This is a genomic window from Prosthecodimorpha hirschii (genome assembly GCF_001305515.1).
GTDB classification, from domain to species: domain Bacteria; phylum Pseudomonadota; class Alphaproteobacteria; order Rhizobiales; family Ancalomicrobiaceae; genus Prosthecodimorpha; species Prosthecodimorpha hirschii.
Genome location: NZ_LJYW01000001.1, coordinates 4305242 through 4324019, shown reverse-complemented (window position 1 = coordinate 4324019; position 18778 = coordinate 4305242). Strand labels below are relative to the sequence as shown.

The window sequence follows — 18778 nt, the reverse complement described above, 5'->3', positions numbered from 1 at the left end:
AGACTTAGCCATAGCGCTGGATCCCCGGGACAAGCCCGGGGATGACAGAATGGCGGGTTCGGAGTGATGTTCAGTGGCCTGCTAGCGGTCAAAAAGTTCGTGGCTCGGATTGACGAGACGGATGGATGCCATCCGTCTCGGTCGAACCACTGGCAGGTTGCTAAAAAATTCTTCGGAACACGATCAGACGCAGGCCGTTTCAACTCTGTCATCCCCGGGCTTGTCCCGGGGATCCAGACTTTCCAAAGACTTAGCCATAGCGCTGGATCCCCGGGACAAGCCCGGGGATGACAGAATGGCGGGTTCGCAGTGATTTTCAGCAGCCTGCCGAGCGGCACGATCGGACCCGATCGGCCGCCTCACTTCACCAGCGAGATCGACGGCCGGCCGCCGCGCTTCGGAGTGGCGGGCTTCTCGACCGGCTTGCTCGCGGCGGCCGACGGCTTGGCGGCCATGCCGCGGGCGCGGCCGCGATCGTGGGTCAGGATGAAGTCGGTGATGCGCGGCGCGATCTCGGAGCGGAAGCGCGAGCCGTTGAAGACGCCGTAATGGCCGACGCCCTGCTGGACATAGTCGGCGCGGCTGTCGGCCGGGATGTTGCTGCACAGCGTGTGGGCGGCCTGGGTCTGGCCCATGCCGGTGATGTCGTCGAGTTCGCCTTCCACGGTCAGGAGCGCGACGCGGCGGATCGCCGACGGATCGACGCGGCGGTCGCGATGCATCATTTCGCCGCGCGGCAGGGCGTGGTCGATGAAAACGGTCTCGACGGTCTGCAGATAGAATTCCGAGGTCAGGTCCATCACGGCCAGATATTCGTCGTAGAAGTCGCGATGCTTCTCGGCCGAATCGCCGTCGCCCTTGATCAGATGGCGGTAGAAATCGTGATGCGCGGTCATGTGGCGGTCGAGATTCATCGACATGAAACCGCCGAGCTGCAGGAAGCCCGGATAGACGGAGCGCATGAAGCCCGGATGCGGGAACGGCACCTGCATGATGACGTTGCGCTCGAACCACTCGATGCCCTTGTCGGCGGCGAGCTTGTTGACCGCGGTCGGCGAGATGCGGGTGTCGATCGGCCCGCCCATCAGGACCATGGAGGGCGGCGCATAGGGATCGTCGTTCTGCTCCATGATCGAGACGGCGGCGAGCACCGGCACGGAGGGCTGGCAGACCGCGATCAGATGCGCCTCGCCGTGCAGCGCATGCATCATCGAGATGACGTAGTCGATATAGTCGTCGAGATCGAACCGGCCCTGGTCGAGCGGCACCATGCGGGCGTCGATCCAGTCGGTGATGTAGACCTCGTGGCGCGGCAGCAGCGCCTCGACGGTGCCGCGCAGCAGCGTCGCATAATGGCCCGACATCGGCGCCACCAGGAGCACCTTCGGATCGTGCCGGCGGCCGGCCTCGAGGCCGCGCTCGAAATGGATCATGCGGCAGAACGGCCGCTCCCAGACGACCCGCTCGGTCACCGGCACGCGCGTGCCGCCGACCAGCGTCGTCTTGATGCCGAATTCCGGCTTGCCGTAGCGCCGGGTGGTGCGCTCGAACAGCTCGCAGGCCGCCGCCATCGAGCGGCCCAGATGCGTGTGGGTGAAGGGATTGAGCGGGTTCTGGAAATAGAGCTTGGTCACGTCGGCGGCGGCCCGGAACGGACCGAGGGCGGCATGGTTCAACTCGTAGAATTGATAGAACACGTCGATTCCCCCGACCTGGTGGACCTTCCGGCGAGGATCCCCCCGCCGCGCGGCCCTTGCGCATCCTGGATGCTAGTCCGTTTGTCCGACAAATACCAAGCTAGCCTTAGGTACTACGGCCGGCGTCCAATCCGGCCGATCGCGCAGGCATTCGCTGAAAACCGGCTGCGGAACCGGATTTCGCGCCTCTGCGGGCCGGCAAAGCGTGCTGGCAGCGGTTCCAAACCGGCGCCGACGCATTCCGAGCGGCCGCAGCGGACGAGTATGGGATCAGCCGGCAAAGGGCTTGTCCAGAGGATTCCCGTTCGCATCTGCGATTGGACCGCAGGATTTTGTGCCCTGCGGCAAGCTTCGCTCAACCATGTCAGTTGTCCGTCATCTTCGAGGCCGCCGCGGCGGGGCCTGACGGGCGCTTTCGCCGCGGCGCGCCGGCTTGGCAGGACGCGGCGACGGCGCGCATATAGGGATCGCCCCGGGGCGCAGTGTCCGGTCGACGGGGCTTCAGGGATTGAACGGAATGTTCCCGACCACGGCCGAACTGCGCGAATCCGTCTCCCGCAGCCTGCGGCTGTCGACCCTGGTCACGCTGCGCTGGCTGGCGCTGGCCGGCCAGGCGGCCGCGATCCTGATCGTGCGTTACGGGCTGGAATTCCACCTGCCGCTCGCCGGCTGCTTCGCGCTGATCGGCATTTCGGCGGCGCTCAACCTCCTGCTGCGCTTCCGTTTCGATCCGACCCACCGGCTCGACGGGCCCTATGTGACGGGGCTGCTCGCCTATGACGTGCTCCAGCTTTCCGGGCTCCTGTTCCTGACCGGCGGCCTCGCCAATCCGTTCGCCCTCCTGCTGCTCGCCCCCGTGATGGTCGCGGCGGCGACCATGCCGCCGCGCTCCACCATGCTGCTCGGCGCGATGGTGGCCGGCATGTCGACCCTGCTCGGCGTGTTCCACTGGCCGCTGCCCTGGGGACCGAGCGAGCCGCCGGTTCTGCCGCCGCTCTATCTCGCCGGCATCTGGATGGCGCTGGTCTCGACCGTGGTCTTCTCCGGCACCTATGCGTTCCGCGTCGCCGAAGAGGCGCGCCAGCTCGCCGAAGCCCTTTCGGCGACCGAACTGGTCCTGCAGCGGGAGAAGCACCTGACCGCGCTCGACGGCCTCGCCGCCGCCGCCGCCCACGAGCTCGGCACCCCGCTCGGCACCATCGCGGTGGTGACGCGCGAACTGGAGCGGGAGATCCCGCAGGGTTCGCCGATCGCCGACGACATCGCGCTGCTCCGGAGCCAGTCGGAGCGCTGCCGCGAGATCCTGCAGAAGCTGCGCACGCTGGCGACCGGCATGGACGCCTATTACAAGCGCATGGCGCTTTCGAGCCTGATCGAGGAGGTGGTTTCGCCCCTGCGCGAGTTCGGCGTCGAGATCGCGGTGACGCGGATCGCCCGGGCCGGCGCGGAGCCGGTCGGCCGGCGCGACCCGGCGATCCTCTACGGCCTCGGCAACATCGTCGAGAACGCGGTCGACTTCGCAAAGTCGCGGGTCGAGATCACCGCCGAATGGGACCAGCGTCAGGTCGCCCTGACGATCGCCGACGACGGGCCGGGCTTCGCACCGGAAATCATCGACCGGATCGGCGAACCCTATGTCACGACCCGGGAGAAGTCCGCCGCCGAGCGGGACAGCGACGAGGTCGGCGGCGGCCTCGGCCTCGGCTTCTTCATCGCCAAGACGCTGCTCAAGCGGTCCGGCGCGCGCGTCGCCTGCGGCAATCGCAAGAGCCCGGAGACCGGCGCCGTGATCCGCATCACCTGGCCGCGCGAGAGCCTCGAGGCCAAGCCCGGCGACGACGACGAGGACGACGTGGACGATGCGCTGCTTGCGTGACCGCGTCGGCAGGCGGCCGGGTTCGTCGGCGCCTCAGTCATAACCGCAGCTCGGGCGGCCATAATCGGCAAGCCGCTGTTCGCGATCATTGGAAGGGGCTATGGTTGCCTCCAAGACCCGTCTCAGACTACCCAGGGAACGGGCCACCCAAGGAAAAGGACAACAAAATGATGATCGACGCGCCGGTCGGGACAGGCGCCGACCCGAAGACGCTGCTCATTGTCGATGACGACAAGCCCTTCCTCCAGCGCATTGCGCGGGCGATGGAATCGCGCGGCTTTCTGGTCGAAACGGCGGACTCGATCGCCGACGGCATGGCCAAGGTCGACGCCAACCCGCCGCAATATGCGGTCGTCGACATGCGCCTCGGCGACGGCAACGGGCTCGACGTGATCGAACTGCTGCGCACGCGCCGCCCCGACAGCCGCGCGGTGGTGCTGACCGGCTACGGCAATATCGCGACCGCGGTGACGGCGGTGAAGCTCGGCGCGATCGACTACCTGTCGAAGCCGTCGGATGCCGACGACATCCTGCGCGCCCTGACCCAGGGGCCGGCCGACAAGGCGCCGCCGCCCGACAATCCCATGTCGGCCGACCGGGTCCGCTGGGAGCATATCCAGCGCGTCTACGAACTGTGCGAGCGCAACGTCTCCGAGACGGCGCGCCGGCTGAACATGCACCGGCGCACCCTGCAGCGCATCCTGGCCAAGCGCGCGCCGCGCTGAGGCCGGACCGAGCCGGATTTCACGGGAAGGAACGGCGGCCGCGGGCCGCCGTTTGTGTTTGGATCGCCGGTGTTTGGGCCGCCGGTGTTTGGGCCGCCGGTATTTGGGCCGCCGGTATTTGGGGCGACTGTGTTGGGATCGCCGGCACCGCGCGGTCGCCGGAGGCCTGAAGGCCGGCGGCGCCGGGTGCGGTCAGACCCGGAAGAACACCCAGGTGACGAGCGCGAACAGCGGCACCAGGATGCCGCAGGACCAGGCCATGTAGCCGAAGAAGCTCGGCATCTTCACGCCGCGCTCCTCGGCGATCGCCTTGACCATGAAGTTCGGCGCATTGCCGATATAGCTGTTGGCGCCCATGAACACCGCACCGCACGACATGGCGGTCAGCGTCATCGCCAGCGGCCCCATCAGGGTCTGCGCATCGCCGCCGGCCAGATTGAAGAAGACCAGATAGGTCGGCGCGTTGTCGAGGAACGACGACAGGATGCCGCTGGCCCAGAAATACATGGCGTTGTCGGGCGCGCCGTCCGGCCGCGTGACCAGGGCGACGATCGGCGCGAAGGCCCCGTCCCGGCCGGCCTTGAGCATGGCAATGACCGGGATGATCGTGGCGAAGATGCCGGCGAAGAGCTTTGCGACCTCCAGGATCGGCCCCCAGGAGAAATCGTTGGCTTCGCGCGTCGCCTTCGGGGTCATCAGCACGGACAGGATGAGGATCGCGACCAGCAGTCCGTCGCGGACCAGGTTCTGCAGCTCGACCACCGTGCCATAGACGGTGAAGACGATGCCCGGCCGCCAGGATCCCGAGACCAGCACGGCGCCGACCACGGCGGCGAGCAGCGCGAAATTGATCCCACCGACGATGCCGAGCCGCTTGGTGTCGGGCGTCGGGTCGGCGAGCGCGCGGAACTTGTGGTCGTAGCGGTAGAACCAGGAATCCAGCACGAAAAACAGCGCCAGCAGGATGAGCGCGCAGAACACCGTCTCATGGGCCAGATGGCCGGTCGTCCAGAAGAAGTCGACGCCCTTCAGATAGCCGAGGAACAGCGGCGGATCGCCGAGCGGGGTCAGCGAGCCGCCGATATTCGAGACCAGGAAGATGAAGAACACGACCACATGGGCGTTGTGGCGGCGCTCGTCGTTGGCGCGCAGCAGGGGCCGGATCAGCACCATCGAGGCGCCGGTGGTGCCGATCAGGCTGGCCAGCAGGGTCCCGATGGTCAGGATGATGGTGTTCGTCCCGGGGCTGCCATGCAGGTTGCCGGTAACCAGGATGCCGCCCGCGACGGTGAACAGCGTGCCGATCAGGATCACGAAGGGAATATACTCGGCCAAGGCCGCATGGACGACGAGATGCGCCGAGGCCGACGGCCCCGCCAGCGCCGCATAGGGCAGCACGAAAGCCAGCGCCCAGCCGAGCGCGATCTTGCCATAGTGGTGATGCCAGACCTGCGGCAGGGCGAGCGGCAGGATGGCGATCGACAGAAGGACGCCGGCGAACGGCAGGGCCCAGAGCACGGACAGATCGGCGCCCCTGATCGCCTCTTCGGCCGCGAGCGCCGGACCGGCCGTGGCCGCGGCCACGCCGGCCGCGGTCAGGACGGAGAGAATCATTCGGATTCGGATCGAGATCATCGGGCCCCCCGGACGATGCGGTGGGTCACCGATACAGTCTCGCGCGCGCCGACGCCACCATCGCGTCGCCCGGTTCCGCCGCCGGACGCACGCGAAAGGCGGCCGGGGGCCGGGGCTAGCGGGCTGGACGCAGCCCGGCTACCAGGCGGCCGAGTTCGACCTGGGCCTCGCCGGACGCCTTGTCCATGGCCATGTAGGCCTCGATCGCCTTGCCCATGTCGCCGCCGGCGACCGCGCGCACCATGGCGATCGCGTCGCGTCCCATCGACTGCGCCAGGCCCGACAGGGCATTCCAGGCCGGCGTACCGGTCACGGTCGGATCGGTCACGGCCCGGAAATGCGGGCCGAGCGGCGCGACATCGGCGGCGAAGCGGGTCGGATCGAGCTTCAGGATGCCGACCAGGCACTCGGCGAGGTGCTGCTTCCAGAGCAGGTGGTCGGCCCGCAGGCGGCGGACCTCGTAGTGTTCGACGGCCGCCGCGCGGCCCTGGTCGAGCATGCCCGACACGGCGACCTCGGCCTTCTTGATGGCGTCCGCCGCAGCGGTCGAATCGGTCTCGTTCTGGGCCGCCAGCCGGGCGATCTCAGTCAGGTTCTTGGCGATGGAATCGGTCGCGATCTGCTGGTCGGACAGCATGTGGGTGATCGACGAGACATCGGTCGTGACCCGGTCGACGCAGTCGCGGATCTGCTCCATGCCGCCGACGACCCGGTCGAAGGTCTGGCCGCCGTCGCGCACCTTGTTGCCGCCGACCACCATGGCGTCGAGCATGTCGTGCATCACGCCGGTCAGGCCGGCCAGCTGGCCGCGGATCAGTTCGGTGGTCCGGCTGGTCGCCTCGGACAGCTGCTTGACCTCGGCGGCGACGACCGCGAAACCGCGCCCGGCCTCGCCGGCCCGCGCCGCCTCGATGGTGGCATTCAGGGCCAGAAGCTTGGTCTGGCCCGAAATGGTCTCGATCTCCTTGGCGAAGCCGCCGATGGTCTCGATCGCATTGCCGAGCTGGCCCATGCGCCGGTCGAGCCCCGAGAAGGCGTCGGCGATGTCGGCCATCGCGCGCCCGGCGGACCGGGCCTGCTCGACGCCGCCATTGACGATGCCGCGCGCGTCGCTGGCGCGCCCATGGGCGCTGCCGCTCAGTTCCGCGATGTTCTGGATGGTTCGGGCCATCTCCTCGACGGCGCCGGAAATCGCCACCGTCTCGCCGGACAGCTTGCGCACGTTGCCGTTGGACCAGGCCATCAGACACAGCAGTTCGCTGAGGCTGGCGGATTGTTCGACCGCATTGCCGAACCACTCGACGAGGCGCGCCTTCAGGCCGTCGCGCTCCTCCGCGGCGGCCCGCGACTGCCCCAACTCGCCCTCCAACTGGGCGAGCCGCGTCAGCGCCGCCTCCGCGCGCATTTCCTCGGCGCCCGTTTGACGGGCCGTCATCTTGCGTCCGAACATCCTTGGGTCTCCCAGTACCCATGCGTATTCGAGCAATCGTGACGGCACAGAACTAAGGATGCGTTAATACTGCAGTCGCGTCTGGTAGAAGCCCTGAAAAGACCGTGGTCCGATCGCGGAACTCCGAGAGTTCGATAAAAATTCCGCGATCGGTGCCATAGGGTTAGGTGCAATGCACTGTGGCGCGATGCGCTTCACATGGTCGCACCGATCTGCCAGGGGACGAACTCGTTGTCGCCATAGCCCAGTTCCTCGGATTTCGACTTTTCACCCGAAGAAACCTGCAAGATCTTATTGAAGATCTCGCGTCCCTTATCAGCAATGCTGACACCTTCGAGGATATCACCGCAATTGATATCCATATCGTCGATCATTCGATTAAATATATCGGAATTCGTCGCAAGCTTGATCGACGGCGTCGGCTTGCAACCATAGGCCGAGCCCCGCCCGGTCGTGAAGCACAGGACATTGGCGCCGCCGGCAACCTGGCCGGTGGCGGCGACCGGATCGTAGCCGGGGGTGTCCATGAACACGAAGCCCTTGCGGTCGACCCGCTCGGCATATTCGTAGACGCCGCGCAGCGTCGTGGTGCCGCCCTTGGCGGCCGCCCCGAGCGACTTCTCCAGGATCGTGGTCAGGCCGCCGGCCTTGTTGCCGGGCGAGGGATTGTTGTCCATCGAGCCGCCGGCCTTGGCGGTGTAGTCCTCCCACCAGCGGATGCGCTCGACCAGCTTCTCGCCGACCGCGCGGCTCTCCGCACGCCGGGTCAGCAGGTGTTCGGCGCCGTAGATTTCCGGCGTCTCCGACAGGATCGCGGTGCCGCCATGCTCGACCAGGAGGTCGGCGGCCGCACCGAGCGCCGGATTGGCCGTGATGCCCGAATAGCCGTCCGAGCCGCCGCATTGCAGCGCCAACATCAGTTCGGAGGCCGGCACCGTCTCCCGCCGGGCGCGGGCCGCGATCGGCAGCATGGCGCGGATGCGCTCCATGCCCTGCTCGATCGTCTTCTTGGTGCCGCCGGTCTCCTGGATGGTCATGGTCTGGAAATGGTCGCCCTCGACGATGCCGTACTCGTCCTTCATGCGGGCGATCTGGAACACCTCGCAGCCGAGGCCGACCAGCAGCACGGCAGCGACGTTCGGGTTGGTCGCGTAGCCCCACTGGGTCCGCTTCAGGACCTCGAAGCCCTCGCCCGACGCGGCCATGCCGCAGCCTGTGCCGTGCACGAAGGGCACGACGCCGTCGATGGTCGGATAGTCGGCGAGGATGCCGGAGCGATTGATCGCCTCGGCCATGAAGCGGGCGACCGAGGCCGAGCAGTTCACGCTCGACAGGATGGCGACGTAGTTGCGCGTGCCGACCTTGCCGTCCGGCCGGCGATAGCCCTCGAAGGTCGCCTGCAGCTCCGGCGGCAGCACCATGTCGTTGCGGGCGTCCGCCCCATAGGCATAGTCGCGGTCGAAGGCCTGGAAGGCGCAGTTGTGGCTGTGGATGTGATCGCCGGGCAGGATGTCGACGGTCGCGAAGCCGATGATCTGGCCGAACTTCACGACCGGCGCGCCGGCCGGGATGGCGAGCGTCGCGAGCTTGTGGCCGCGCGGGACCCGCTGACGGGCCTCGACTCCGCCGGCGGACGCGCCGACATCGACCGTGTCGACGGCGACGACGACATTGTCGTCGGCATGAAGGCGGACGGTGCGGGGCGAGAGCGGGCGCGACATGGGCGTTCCTCGTTGGCGGCCGGTCTCATGCCGGCACATTCATCAGACAATTACAATGTGGTAGCATCGGGGTCGGAACCCCGCAATCGGGCGCGGCGCGGACCCGGCCCGCGTCGGCGGCATCGGACCGGCGCGCGCCCGGCCGGCGGCGTGGCCCCGGCCGGCGCCCGGTCAGGCCTCGCGGCGGGCGACCGCGAGGGCGGCCGGCAGTTCGGCTTCCAGCACGTCGAGATCGGCCGCCGGTCCGCAGCCGATCCGGATGCACCGATCCTGCGGCGCCACGCCGGGCATGCGCACGAACACGCCGCGCTGCGCGAGCGCGACCAGCAGGCGCCGGGCGAAGGCGCCGTCACGGCCGCAATCCACGGTCACGAAATTGGTGGCGGACGGCAGCGGCTTCAAGCCGTTGGCCTCCGCGATCCCGCCGATCCGGGCGCGCGCCTCGACGATGCGCTCCCGGATCCAGGCGAGATGCGCGGTGTCGCCGAGCGCCGCCAGGGCGCCCGCCTGGGCGATCCGGTTGACGCCGAAATGATTGCGGATCTTGTCGAATTCCCGGATCAGCGGCGCCGCCCCGACCGCATAGGCGATGCGCGCGCCGGCCATGCCGTAGGCCTTGGAGAAAGTGCGGAAGCGCAGCACGTTGGGCCGGCTCACGTCGATCGGCGGCAGGGTGCCGTCGGGGGCGAACTCGCCATAGGCCTCGTCGACGCACAGGATCGCGTCGTCCGGCACAGCGTCCATCAGTCCGACCACGGTCTCGGCCGGCCACCAGGAGGCCATCGGATTGTTGGGATTGGAGAAATAGACGAGCCGCGCATCCTCGGCCCGGGCCGCCGCCGCGAGCGCCTCCGGGTCCTCGCGATCGTCGGCGAACGGCACCGTGACCAGCCGGCCGCCGAAGCCGGCGACGTGGAAATTGAAGGTCGGATAGGCGCCGAGCGAGGTCACCACCGGCAAGCCCGGCGCGACCACCAGCCGGACCGTCAGACCGAGCAGGCCGTCGATGCCCTCCCCGACCACGACATTCTCCGGACCGACGCCGAGATGGCGCGCCAGCGCCTGCTTCAGGTCCCAGTTCTCCGGATCGCAGTATTTCCAGACCTCGCCGGCCGCCTGGGCCATCGCGGCGACGGCTTTCGGCGAGGGGCCGAAGCCGTTCTCGTTGGCGCCGATCCGGGCCCGGAACCGGGTGCCGCGCTGGCGCTCCTGGGTTTCCGGACCGACGAAGGGGACGGTCGCCGGCAGGCCGGCGACGAGCGGCGTGATGCGGGGCGGCATGACGACTCCGGAAGACAAGGACCGAGCGGTGCTTTAGCCCAATCCGGCGGGGAACGCACGCGCCGGCGCACGCCCTTCGCGGCCGCGCCGGCGCCCCGGTCGATCGACCGTCACTCCGCCGCGTGCAGCTGCGGCGCCGGCGCGCCGCCGGCGCCCTGGCCGTGGCCATGGGACGGGGCCAGATCCTCGTGATGGTCGCGCTTGTGCTCGCGCGCGATCATGTAATAGACGACCGGCACCACGAACAGCGTCAAGAGCGTGCCGAAGCTCATGCCGCCGACGATGACCCAGCCGATCTGCTGGCGGCTTTCGGCGCCGGCACCGGTGGCATGGGCCAGCGGATAGGCGCCGAGCACCATGGCGCCGGTGGTCATCAGGATCGGGCGCAGGCGCAGGGTCGCCGCCTCGATGATCGCCTCCCGCTTGGAATGCCCCTTTTCCTGCAGCTGATTGGCGAATTCGACGATCAGGATGCCGTGCTTGGTGATCAGGCCGATCAGCGTGACGATGCCGATCTGGCTATAGACGTTCCAGGTGCCGCCGGTGACCAGAAGCGCATAGAGCGCGCCGGCCGCCGCGACCGGCACGGTCAGCATGATGATGAAGGGGTCGACGAAGCTCTCGAACTGGGCGGCGAGCACCAGGTAGATGAACATCGCGGCCAGCGCCAGGATCAGCATGAAGCTGGTGCCGGCATTGCGGAATTCGCGGCTCTGCCCGCCCACGTCGGTGCGCGCGGTCTTCGGCAGCACCTCGTCGGCGGCGCGATCCAGGAAGGCGAGTGCCTCGCCCTGGGCATAGCCCGGCGCCAGCGCCGCCGTCAGGGTGACGGAGCGCATCTGGTTGAAGCGGTTCAACTCGCGCGCGGCCGTGACCTCCTTGATGTCGACCAGGTTCGACAGCTGGATCATCGCGCCGTCGGGGCTGCGCACATAGAGCGAGGACAATGCCTGCGGGGTGGTGCGGTTGGCGGCGGCGAGCTGGACGATCACGTCATACTGCTCGCCCTCCATCTCGAACCGGTTGACCGTACGCCCGCCCAGCATGGTCTCCAGCGTGCGCCCGACCGTCTCGACCTGCAGGCCGGACTCGAGGATCTTGTCGCGGTTGATCTTCACCTCGACCTGCGGCTGGTTGAGCTTCAGGTCGGTGTCGACGCTGACCAGGCCCGGATAGGCCCGCACCTTCTCCAGCATCTTCTCCTGCAGGACGCGCAGATCCTCGTAGGTGCCGGAGGTCTGGATGACGAACTCGATCGGCCGCGACGAGAAGCCCTGACCGAGCGACGGCGGGTTGTTGGCGAAGAAGGTGACGCCCGGAATGCGGGCGAACTCGCTGAACAGCGTCGGCACGATCTGCTGCTGCGTGCGCTTGCGCTCGTCCCAGTCGACCAGCCGCGCCACGGCCGTGGCGTTGGTCACCTGCGGGAAGCCGGCGATCACGAAGGTCGACTTGACCTCCGGGATCTTGGCGTAGACCTCCTGGGTCTTCTGCGCATAGCGCAGCACGAAATCGAGCGTCGAGCCCTCCGGCGCGACGCCGAAGCCCTGGATGACGCCACGATCCTCGACCGGCGACAGTTCGCCCTTGAGGTTCGAATAGAGGACCACGGCCGCGCCGGCGACCAGGATGGTCGCGACCACGACGAAGGGCCGGATCACCAGGGCCCCCTTGAGCAGCGTGCGATAGGTGGCGGTGATGGTCTCAAACACCCATTCCAGGGCGCGATAGAGGAAATTGTGGGTCTCGTGCTCCTTGAGGATCTTGGAGCACATCATCGGCGACAGCGTCAGGGCGACAAAGCCCGAGACGATGACCGAGCCGGCGAGCGTGAGCGCGAATTCGATGAACAGCCGGCCGGTGCGGCCGGTCGAGAAGGCCAGCGGCGCGTAGACGGCCGCGAGCGTCACCGTCATGGCGACGACCGCGAAGGCGATCTCCTTGGTGCCCTCGATGGCCGCCCGGAACGGCTTCTCGCCCAGTTCGATGCGCCGGTGGACATTCTCGAGAACCACGATGGCGTCGTCGACGACCAGGCCGATGGCCAGCACCATGGCCAGCAGCGTCAATGTGTTGACCGTGAATCCGAGCGCGAACATCATCGCGAAGATGGTGATCAGCGACACCGGAATGGTGATGATCGGGATCAGCGTCGCCCGGACCGAGCGCAGGAACAGGAAGATCACCAGGACGACGAAGATCACGGCTTCCAGGATGGTGTGGTAGACCGCCTTGATCGACCGGTCGATGAACACCGAGGTGTCGTAGGCGACCTCGCCGGTCATGCCGTCGGGCAGCTCCGTCAGCATCTCGTCGATGCGGGAGCGCACCCCCTTCGACACGTCGAGCGGATTGGCGACCGCCTGCTTGACGATGCCGAGCGTGACGGCATCGTCGCCGTTGTAGAGCGCCTGGCGGCGCTCGTCGGCCGCGCCGAGATCGACCCGGGCCACGTCGCCGACCCGGACCAGCATGCCGTCCGCACGCTTGACCACGATCTGGCGGAACTGCTCGGGCGTGTTCAGGCCGGTCCGCGACAGGACGTTGAATTCGCGGTCGTTGCTCTCGATGCGGCCGGAGGGCAGCTCCAGATTCTGGCCCTTCAGCGCATTCTCGACATCGGTCGTCGTCAGCTGGTAGGCGGCCAGACGCTGGTCGTCGAGCCAGACCCGCATGGCATAGCGACGCTCGCCGAAGATGGTCACGTCGGCGACGCCGTCGACATTCTTCAGCCGGTCGACGATGTAGCGATCGAGATAGTCGGTGATCTGCAGCGAACTGTGCCGCTTGGACGCGAAGGAAATATAGATGATCGGCTGCGCGTCGGCCTCGACCTTGGTGATGATCGGCTCGTCGATGGCGTCCGGCAGGCGGCCGCGCACGCGGCCGACGCGGTCGCGCACGTCGGAGGCCGCCTCGCTCGGATTGACGGTGGCGCGGAAGCGGGCGGTGATGCGGCTCGATTCCGAGCGGCTCGACGAGGTCAGCACGTCGATGCCCTCGATGCCGGCGACCGAGCCCTCGATGACCTGCGTCACCTGGCTTTCGATGATCTCCGGCGAGGCGCCCGGATAGCGCGTCACGATCGAGACGACCGGCTCGTCGATATTCGGATATTCGCGAACGCTGAGGCGCTGGTAGGAGACCGCCCCGATCAGGACCATCATCACGGTCATGACCGTGGTGAAGACCGGACGCCGGACGCAGAGTTCGGAAAGGGACATGGGCGACGCTCGCTCGGGTCTCGGTACGGGGCCGTTCGATGCTTCATCGGGCCCGACGGTGCGGACCCGGTCCTGCGGATGCGGTCGGCGGCGGCCCGGCCGTCAGGAGGTCGGGCCGGTTCCGACGATCTCGACCGGGACGCCGTCGCGCAGGCGCTGCTGGCCGGAGACCACGACGACATCCTGCGGGCCGACGCCCTCCAGCACCTCGACGCGGCCGGTCAGCCGCAACCCGGTGACGACCTTCGAGCGAACCGCCTTGCCGTCGCGCACGATATAGACGAAACGCTCGCGGCCCTGGTTGACCAGCGCCGTCTCCGGAATCGTGATCGCCTCGGGATGCGACGCGGTGATCAGTTCGACGCGCGCGAACAGGCCGGATTTCAGCTCGCCGCCCGCATTGGCGATCCGGGCGCGCAGCTGCAGGGCGCGGCCGTTCACGTCGACCTGCGGGTCGATCGCGTAGACCTCGCCCTCGAACTTGCGCCCCGGCAGGGCATCGACCTCGACGCGGATGCGCGAGCCGACCTTGACGTTGCCGAGCTCGACCTCGGGCAGGCGGAAATCGACCTTGATCGGGTCGACCCGCGACAGCACGATCAGCGCGCGGCCCTTGGTCACGTACTCGCCGACGCCGATGGCGGAAAGCCCGACCACGCCGCCGAAGGCCGCGCGGATGGTGGTCTTGTCGAGCCGCGAGGCGGCCAGTTCGACATTGGCGCGGGTGCGGTCGAGCGCATAGCGCGTCTCGTCGCGCGTCCGCTCGGTGCCGGACTTCTGCTTGAACAGCGTGTCGGCGCGGTCGTAATTGGCCTCCGCCAGGGCGAACTCGGCCTTGGCCTGCGCCAGTTCCGCCTTGGCCATCTGGTCGTCGAGCCGGAACAGCACGTCGCCGGCCTCGACCTTGATGCCTTCGCGCACGACCACTTCGGAGATGCGGCCGTCGATCTCGGTTGCGACCGTCACGCTCTCGTCGGCGCGCAGCGAACCGACGGCGGTCAGGCTGGCCGTGACCGGACCGACCCGCACCTTGGCGGCCTCGACGGCGACCGGACGCTGTCCTGCGCCACCGCCCCCGGCCGGCGCGGGCGCGCCCGGCCGCGGTGCCGTCCCGGCCGTTGCGGCGATCTCCGGCAGCGGCGCCGCAAGCTTATGCTTCAGAAGTTCGGCGTGGACCGGCTTCGGCAGCCATTCCGGGCGATAGAAGCCGATGCCGATGACCACGGCCACGCCGCATGCCAGCGCCAGAAGCCAATTGAATACTTTCACCATGCCTTGCTCCTGGCGATCAGACCGATCACGCGAAGTAACACAGCCGTGATCCGGCCCGTCCAATCGCCGTCTTTTCCGATGTCGCGGGACTATAAGCAGAAATCCGCGACGGAGGCCATGGGCCAGACGCCACGCGTTCAACATTTGCGCAGACAATCGGCCCCTTGCGAAAGAGGCGGGCAGATGTCGTCACAGGTATGACCAAATCCTGACCGAACTCATCGTCCGCGGTCACGAATGAGTGCAGTCGACCGTTGCCTGCATTGGGGAACGACACCGGTGGCGGGCGATACCGATGCGGAACCGCCATGGTCCGGCCCTGTCGGGCTCACACCGCCCGCGCGACCCAGGAGGCGAGCGCCTCGCACAGGTTCTCCAGCCGCCGGCGCTCGCTCTGCTCGGTCAGGTACCACGGACCGCCGTCGGTGGCATCGCGCTGCGCGGTGATCGGCACGCGCTCGACGGTCCGCCCGGCCGCGTCGACGACGAGGCCGGCGCCCGTGATCCAGTCGAGCGGACGATCCATGCCGTCCCGACCGAAGCCGCTGCCGCCGCCATAGGACGCCATCTGGATCTCCTGCACCACCAGGACCAGCGTCGGCAGGCGGCGGTCGCCGGGCCGGATCCGGCCGGCGAAGACCCGGGCGGCGATCGGCTCCATCACGGTGCGCACCACCGCCGCATAGCGCGAGACGCCGAGCGCGGCGAGCGGACCGGTATCGACCCGGATGGCCCGGAAGCTGCCCCCGGCCGCCGCCGCCGGGCCGGCCAGGAGGGCAGAGCCGGCCAAAGCGGCCGGGCCGGCCAAGGCAGCCGGGCCGGCGAGGAGCGCCGCACCGAGACCGGCGAGCAGCCTGCGGCGGGTGGGGGCGAGAGGCGTGGTGGCGAGGCGCATGTCGTCCATGGCTTGGCTCCGACAGAGGTCAGGCGGCGGGATCATCGCGCCAGGGCGAGGAGGCCGTCCAGATCCATATGGGTCTCCAGATGGCCGGCGAGGCGATCGAGCACCGCCTCGACCTCCTGCTCGTAGGCATAGCCCGACGCGGCCGCGCCGAGACCGGCCAGGAAGCCGGCGCGGGCGCGGTCGTCGGCGAAGAGGCCGTGCACGTAGCAGCCGGCGACCAGGCCGGACGGCGCGACCGCCCCGTCGCTGCGGCCATCCGCAAAGGCGACCAGCGGCCGCGCCCGGCCGGGGCCTTCGGTCGCGCCGACATGCATCTCGTAGCCGGCGAAGGGCGCGCCGTCGGCCGCGAGCGTGCCGGCGACGGCCGTCAGCGTCTTGGCGCCGCCGAGCACCGTCTCGACATCGAGCAGGCCGAGGCCCGCGACGGTCGCCGGCGGCCCCTCGACCCCGTCCGGATCGGCGATCGACCGGCCGAGCATCTGGTAGCCGCCGCAGATGCCGAGCACACGGCCGCCGCGCCGGATATGGGCCTGGATGTCGATATCCCAGCCGGCGGCGCGCAGCGCGGCGAGGTCGGCGATGGTCGCCTTGGAGCCGGGCAGCAGGACGAGATCGGCATCGCCCGGCAGGGCCTCGCCCGGGCGGACCATGTGCAAACGGACGGCGGGCTCGCCGCGCAGCGGATCGAGATCGTCGAAATTGGCGATATGCGGCAGCAGCGGCACCGCGATCGTCACCGTCCCGGCCGAGGCCCGCGCCCCGCCCCCGCTGCGGCCGGCGCCGGCGAGCGCCATGGCGTCCTCCGCCGGCAGCCGGCCGGCCTCGGCGAACCAGGGGACGAGCCCGAAGCTGCGCCAGCCGGTCCGGTCGGCGATCAGGCGCATGCCGGCCTCGAACAGGCTCGGATCGCCGCGAAACTTGTTGACCACGAAGCCGGCCACCATGGCGGCATCCTCGGCGTCGATGACCACGCGCGTGCCGACGATCTGGGCGATGACGCCGCCGCGGTCGATATCGCCGACCAGGACGACCGGCAGGTCCGCGGCCCGCGCGAAGCCCATATTGGCGATGTCGCCGGCGCGCAGGTTGACCTCCGCGGCGCTGCCGGCACCCTCGATCAGGACGAGATCGGCCCGCGCCTTCAGGCGCTCGAAGCTTTCCATGACGGCCGCCTTGAGGCGCGGCTTCCAGGCCTGGAATTCGCGCGCCCGGGCGTTGCCGATCACCCGCCCCTGCACCACCACCTGCGCGCCGACCTCGCTCTGCGGCTTGAGGAGCACGGGATTCATGTCGACCGTCGGCGCCACGCGGGCGGCGCGCGCCTGCAGCGCCTGGGCGCGCCCGATCTCCCCGCCGTCCGCCGTGACGGCGGCATTGTTGGACATGTTCTGCGGCTTGAACGGCAGCACCTTGAGGCCGCGCAGCGTGAAGGCGCGCGCCAGGCCGGCGACCAGGACCGACTTGCCGACATCCGAGCCGGTGCCTTGGATCATCAATGCGCGTGCCGGCATCCGCAGAGGTCCTCCGCGCCTCGGGATCGGAAACGGGCGCCGGCGGCCAGGAGTGCCCGGGCGGCCCGGTCTTGTCCAGGGGCCGGCAGTCTCTCTCCGGACGGTCAAGCAGGCCGGCGGCCGGCCGGGCGCCTTCTAAAGGTCAGGCGGGCCGGCGACCCACCAGGGTGGCGAGCGCCAGGGCGGCGCCGGCGAAGAGCAGGCCGGCGCCGATCTCGTACATCAGCGGATAGTCGCCGGTCCGGCCGAGCAGCGTCGCGAACAGCGAGGCGGCGGCGGTCTGGGTGCCGGCGAAACCCGAGGTCATCAGTCCCCAGGCCGCGCGCTGGCGTCCCGGGCCGGCCAGTTCGGCCGAATAGCCGGCGGTCAGCGAGGCGATGCCGGGCGTCAGCGCGCCGACCAGGATCGACGAGACGGCCAGCGCCGGCAGGCCGGTCATGAAGACCGGCAGCAGCACGGCCGCCGCCTTCAGGAGGAAGAACAGCACCACCGCCGGACCGAAGCCGATCCAGGCCGCCACGCGCGCCACCGCCAGGGGGCCGATCGCCGCGCCGATCCCGAACAGGATCCACTGCGTGCCGCCGACCCCGTAGCCGAGGCCGAGTTCGCGCGCGACATAGTCGACCCAGTAGACGGTATGCGGCACGAAACCGGCCGCATCGAGCGCATAGGCGACGAACAGCAGCGCGACCGCCACCGGCCGGCGCATCGGCTCGGCCGGCGCCGCCGCGCTGGCGACCGGAACGGCGCCGGCGACCTGGCCCCAGATGCGCCAGGTGGCGACCGCGATCGCCGCGGAAGCCGCGGCCAGGATCATCCAGGCGGCCGCGACGCCGAGCCCGGCCAGCATCGGTACCAGCGTGCCGGAGAGCGCGATGCCGAGCCCGATGCCGGTGAACATCAGCCCGACCATGCCGGCGCGCCGGGCGGGCGGCACGGCGGCCAGGATGGTCATCGGCGCCAGCACCATCACGACCGAGCCGGTGAAGCCGGGCAGGAAGCGCCAGACGGCGAGCCAGATCAGCCCGAAATCGAAGGCCGAGGCCGCGAAGGCCAGCGCGGTGACGACCAGCGCGAGGCGGACCATGGCGGCGACCGGCACCCAGCGGGCGATCGGCACGGCCGTCAGCGCGCCGAGCAGGTAGCCGGAGAAATTGGCCGAGGCGAGGTAGCCGGCACCGGTCGGCGTGGTCCAGCCTTCCTGGACCAGCGCCGGCACCAGCGCCGTATAGCCGAAGCGGGCGAAGCCGATCACCACCAGCAGCGCGCCGAAACAGGCCGCCGGCCCGGCCATGGCCCCTCCCGCACTGCCTTCGACCCGATCCGTCACCGCCCCTGCCCCGTCCGCCTCTTGCTGCAGCGCGGCACCCTGACAGGAGAGGGCCGGCCTCGCCAGACCGCCCTTCGCATGGGCGCCGCGCATCTGGCGCCGAATATTAAACCGAACGGTTGACAGTCCCCAACCGATCGACCATATTCAAC

At 69.0% G+C, this 18778-nt stretch carries 12 protein-coding genes; 2 read left to right on the top strand and 10 right to left on the bottom strand.

What is annotated here, in order from left to right; all coding sequences use genetic code 11:
* Positions 1 to 359 precede the first annotated feature (359 nt).
* The gene (locus ABB55_RS18980) at positions 360 to 1697 is read right to left on the bottom strand and encodes a polyhydroxyalkanoate depolymerase (RefSeq protein ID WP_083463754.1); all 1338 of its coding nucleotides are present in this window, start codon (positions 1695 to 1697) and stop codon (positions 360 to 362) included.
* A gap of 517 nt (positions 1698 to 2214) precedes the next feature.
* Here ABB55_RS18980 and ABB55_RS18975 point away from each other — a divergent pair.
* Together ABB55_RS18975 and ABB55_RS18970 are read left to right on the top strand one after the other, a co-directional pair.
* Complete coding sequence (locus ABB55_RS18975) at positions 2215 to 3573, top strand: ActS/PrrB/RegB family redox-sensitive histidine kinase (RefSeq protein WP_054360204.1); 1359 nt, start codon at positions 2215 to 2217, stop codon at positions 3571 to 3573.
* Positions 3574 to 3740: 167 nt separating this feature from the next.
* Complete coding sequence (locus ABB55_RS18970) at positions 3741 to 4298, top strand: ActR/PrrA/RegA family redox response regulator transcription factor (RefSeq protein WP_054360203.1); 558 nt, start codon at positions 3741 to 3743, stop codon at positions 4296 to 4298.
* 192 nt (positions 4299 to 4490) lie between these two features.
* On the opposite strand, the gene ABB55_RS18965 is transcribed toward ABB55_RS18970, so the two are convergent.
* From ABB55_RS18965 to ABB55_RS18925, 9 genes are all read right to left on the bottom strand, one after another.
* Positions 4491 to 5912, bottom strand: a complete 1422-nt coding sequence (locus ABB55_RS18965) for a sodium:proton antiporter (protein WP_054360202.1) — start codon at positions 5910 to 5912, stop codon at positions 4491 to 4493.
* A gap of 136 nt (positions 5913 to 6048) precedes the next feature.
* On the bottom strand, positions 6049 to 7383 hold the full coding sequence (locus tag ABB55_RS18960) for a methyl-accepting chemotaxis protein (protein ID WP_054360201.1): 1335 nt from the start codon (positions 7381 to 7383) through the stop codon (positions 6049 to 6051).
* Between the two features lie 194 nt (positions 7384 to 7577).
* Entirely contained in the window at positions 7578 to 9104 is a 1527-nt protein-coding gene (locus ABB55_RS18955; RefSeq protein ID WP_054360200.1) for a UxaA family hydrolase, read from the bottom strand.
* Between the two features lie 171 nt (positions 9105 to 9275).
* Positions 9276 to 10385 (bottom strand): pyridoxal phosphate-dependent aminotransferase, encoded by a 1110-nt coding sequence (locus ABB55_RS18950; RefSeq protein ID WP_054360199.1) that lies wholly within the window; start codon positions 10383 to 10385, stop codon positions 9276 to 9278.
* 110 nt (positions 10386 to 10495) lie between these two features.
* On the bottom strand, positions 10496 to 13609 hold the full coding sequence (locus tag ABB55_RS18945) for an efflux RND transporter permease subunit (RefSeq protein WP_054360198.1): 3114 nt from the start codon (positions 13607 to 13609) through the stop codon (positions 10496 to 10498).
* 102 nt (positions 13610 to 13711) lie between these two features.
* Positions 13712 to 14881, bottom strand: coding sequence for an efflux RND transporter periplasmic adaptor subunit (locus ABB55_RS18940; protein WP_054360197.1), 1170 nt, complete (start codon positions 14879 to 14881; stop codon positions 13712 to 13714).
* A gap of 328 nt (positions 14882 to 15209) precedes the next feature.
* Positions 15210 to 15785, bottom strand: coding sequence for a hypothetical protein (locus tag ABB55_RS18935; RefSeq protein WP_054360196.1), 576 nt, complete (start codon positions 15783 to 15785; stop codon positions 15210 to 15212).
* 32 nt (positions 15786 to 15817) lie between these two features.
* Positions 15818 to 17296 carry a cobyric acid synthase gene (locus ABB55_RS18930; protein WP_244472077.1) on the bottom strand — a complete coding sequence of 493 codons (1479 nt, stop codon included), beginning with the start codon at positions 17294 to 17296 and terminating at the stop codon, positions 15818 to 15820.
* 142 nt (positions 17297 to 17438) lie between these two features.
* On the bottom strand, positions 17439 to 18590 hold the full coding sequence (locus ABB55_RS18925) for a YbfB/YjiJ family MFS transporter (protein ID WP_054360194.1): 1152 nt from the start codon (positions 18588 to 18590) through the stop codon (positions 17439 to 17441).
* Positions 18591 to 18778: the final 188 nt, after the last annotated feature.

What these genes read in the sequence shown, in the direction of transcription:
- ABB55_RS18975 (WP_054360204.1), top strand. Translation starts at nt 2,215, where the DNA reads ATGTTCCCGACCACGGCCGAACTGCGCGAATCCGTCTCCCGCAGCCTG.
- ABB55_RS18970 (WP_054360203.1), top strand. Translation starts at nt 3,741, where the DNA reads ATGATGATCGACGCGCCGGTCGGGACAGGCGCCGACCCGAAGACGCTG.
- ABB55_RS18965 (WP_054360202.1), bottom strand. Translation starts at nt 5,912, where the DNA reads ATGATTCTCTCCGTCCTGACCGCGGCCGGCGTGGCCGCGGCCACGGCC.
- ABB55_RS18960 (WP_054360201.1), bottom strand. Translation starts at nt 7,383, where the DNA reads ATGTTCGGACGCAAGATGACGGCCCGTCAAACGGGCGCCGAGGAAATG.
- ABB55_RS18955 (WP_054360200.1), bottom strand. Translation starts at nt 9,104, where the DNA reads ATGTCGCGCCCGCTCTCGCCCCGCACCGTCCGCCTTCATGCCGACGAC.
- ABB55_RS18950 (WP_054360199.1), bottom strand. Translation starts at nt 10,385, where the DNA reads ATGCCGCCCCGCATCACGCCGCTCGTCGCCGGCCTGCCGGCGACCGTC.
- ABB55_RS18945 (WP_054360198.1), bottom strand. Translation starts at nt 13,609, where the DNA reads ATGTCCCTTTCCGAACTCTGCGTCCGGCGTCCGGTCTTCACCACGGTC.
- ABB55_RS18940 (WP_054360197.1), bottom strand. Translation starts at nt 14,881, where the DNA reads ATGGTGAAAGTATTCAATTGGCTTCTGGCGCTGGCATGCGGCGTGGCC.
- ABB55_RS18935 (WP_054360196.1), bottom strand. Translation starts at nt 15,785, where the DNA reads ATGGACGACATGCGCCTCGCCACCACGCCTCTCGCCCCCACCCGCCGC.
- ABB55_RS18930 (WP_244472077.1), bottom strand. Translation starts at nt 17,296, where the DNA reads ATGCCGGCACGCGCATTGATGATCCAAGGCACCGGCTCGGATGTCGGC.
- ABB55_RS18925 (WP_054360194.1), bottom strand. Translation starts at nt 18,590, where the DNA reads ATGGCCGGGCCGGCGGCCTGTTTCGGCGCGCTGCTGGTGGTGATCGGC.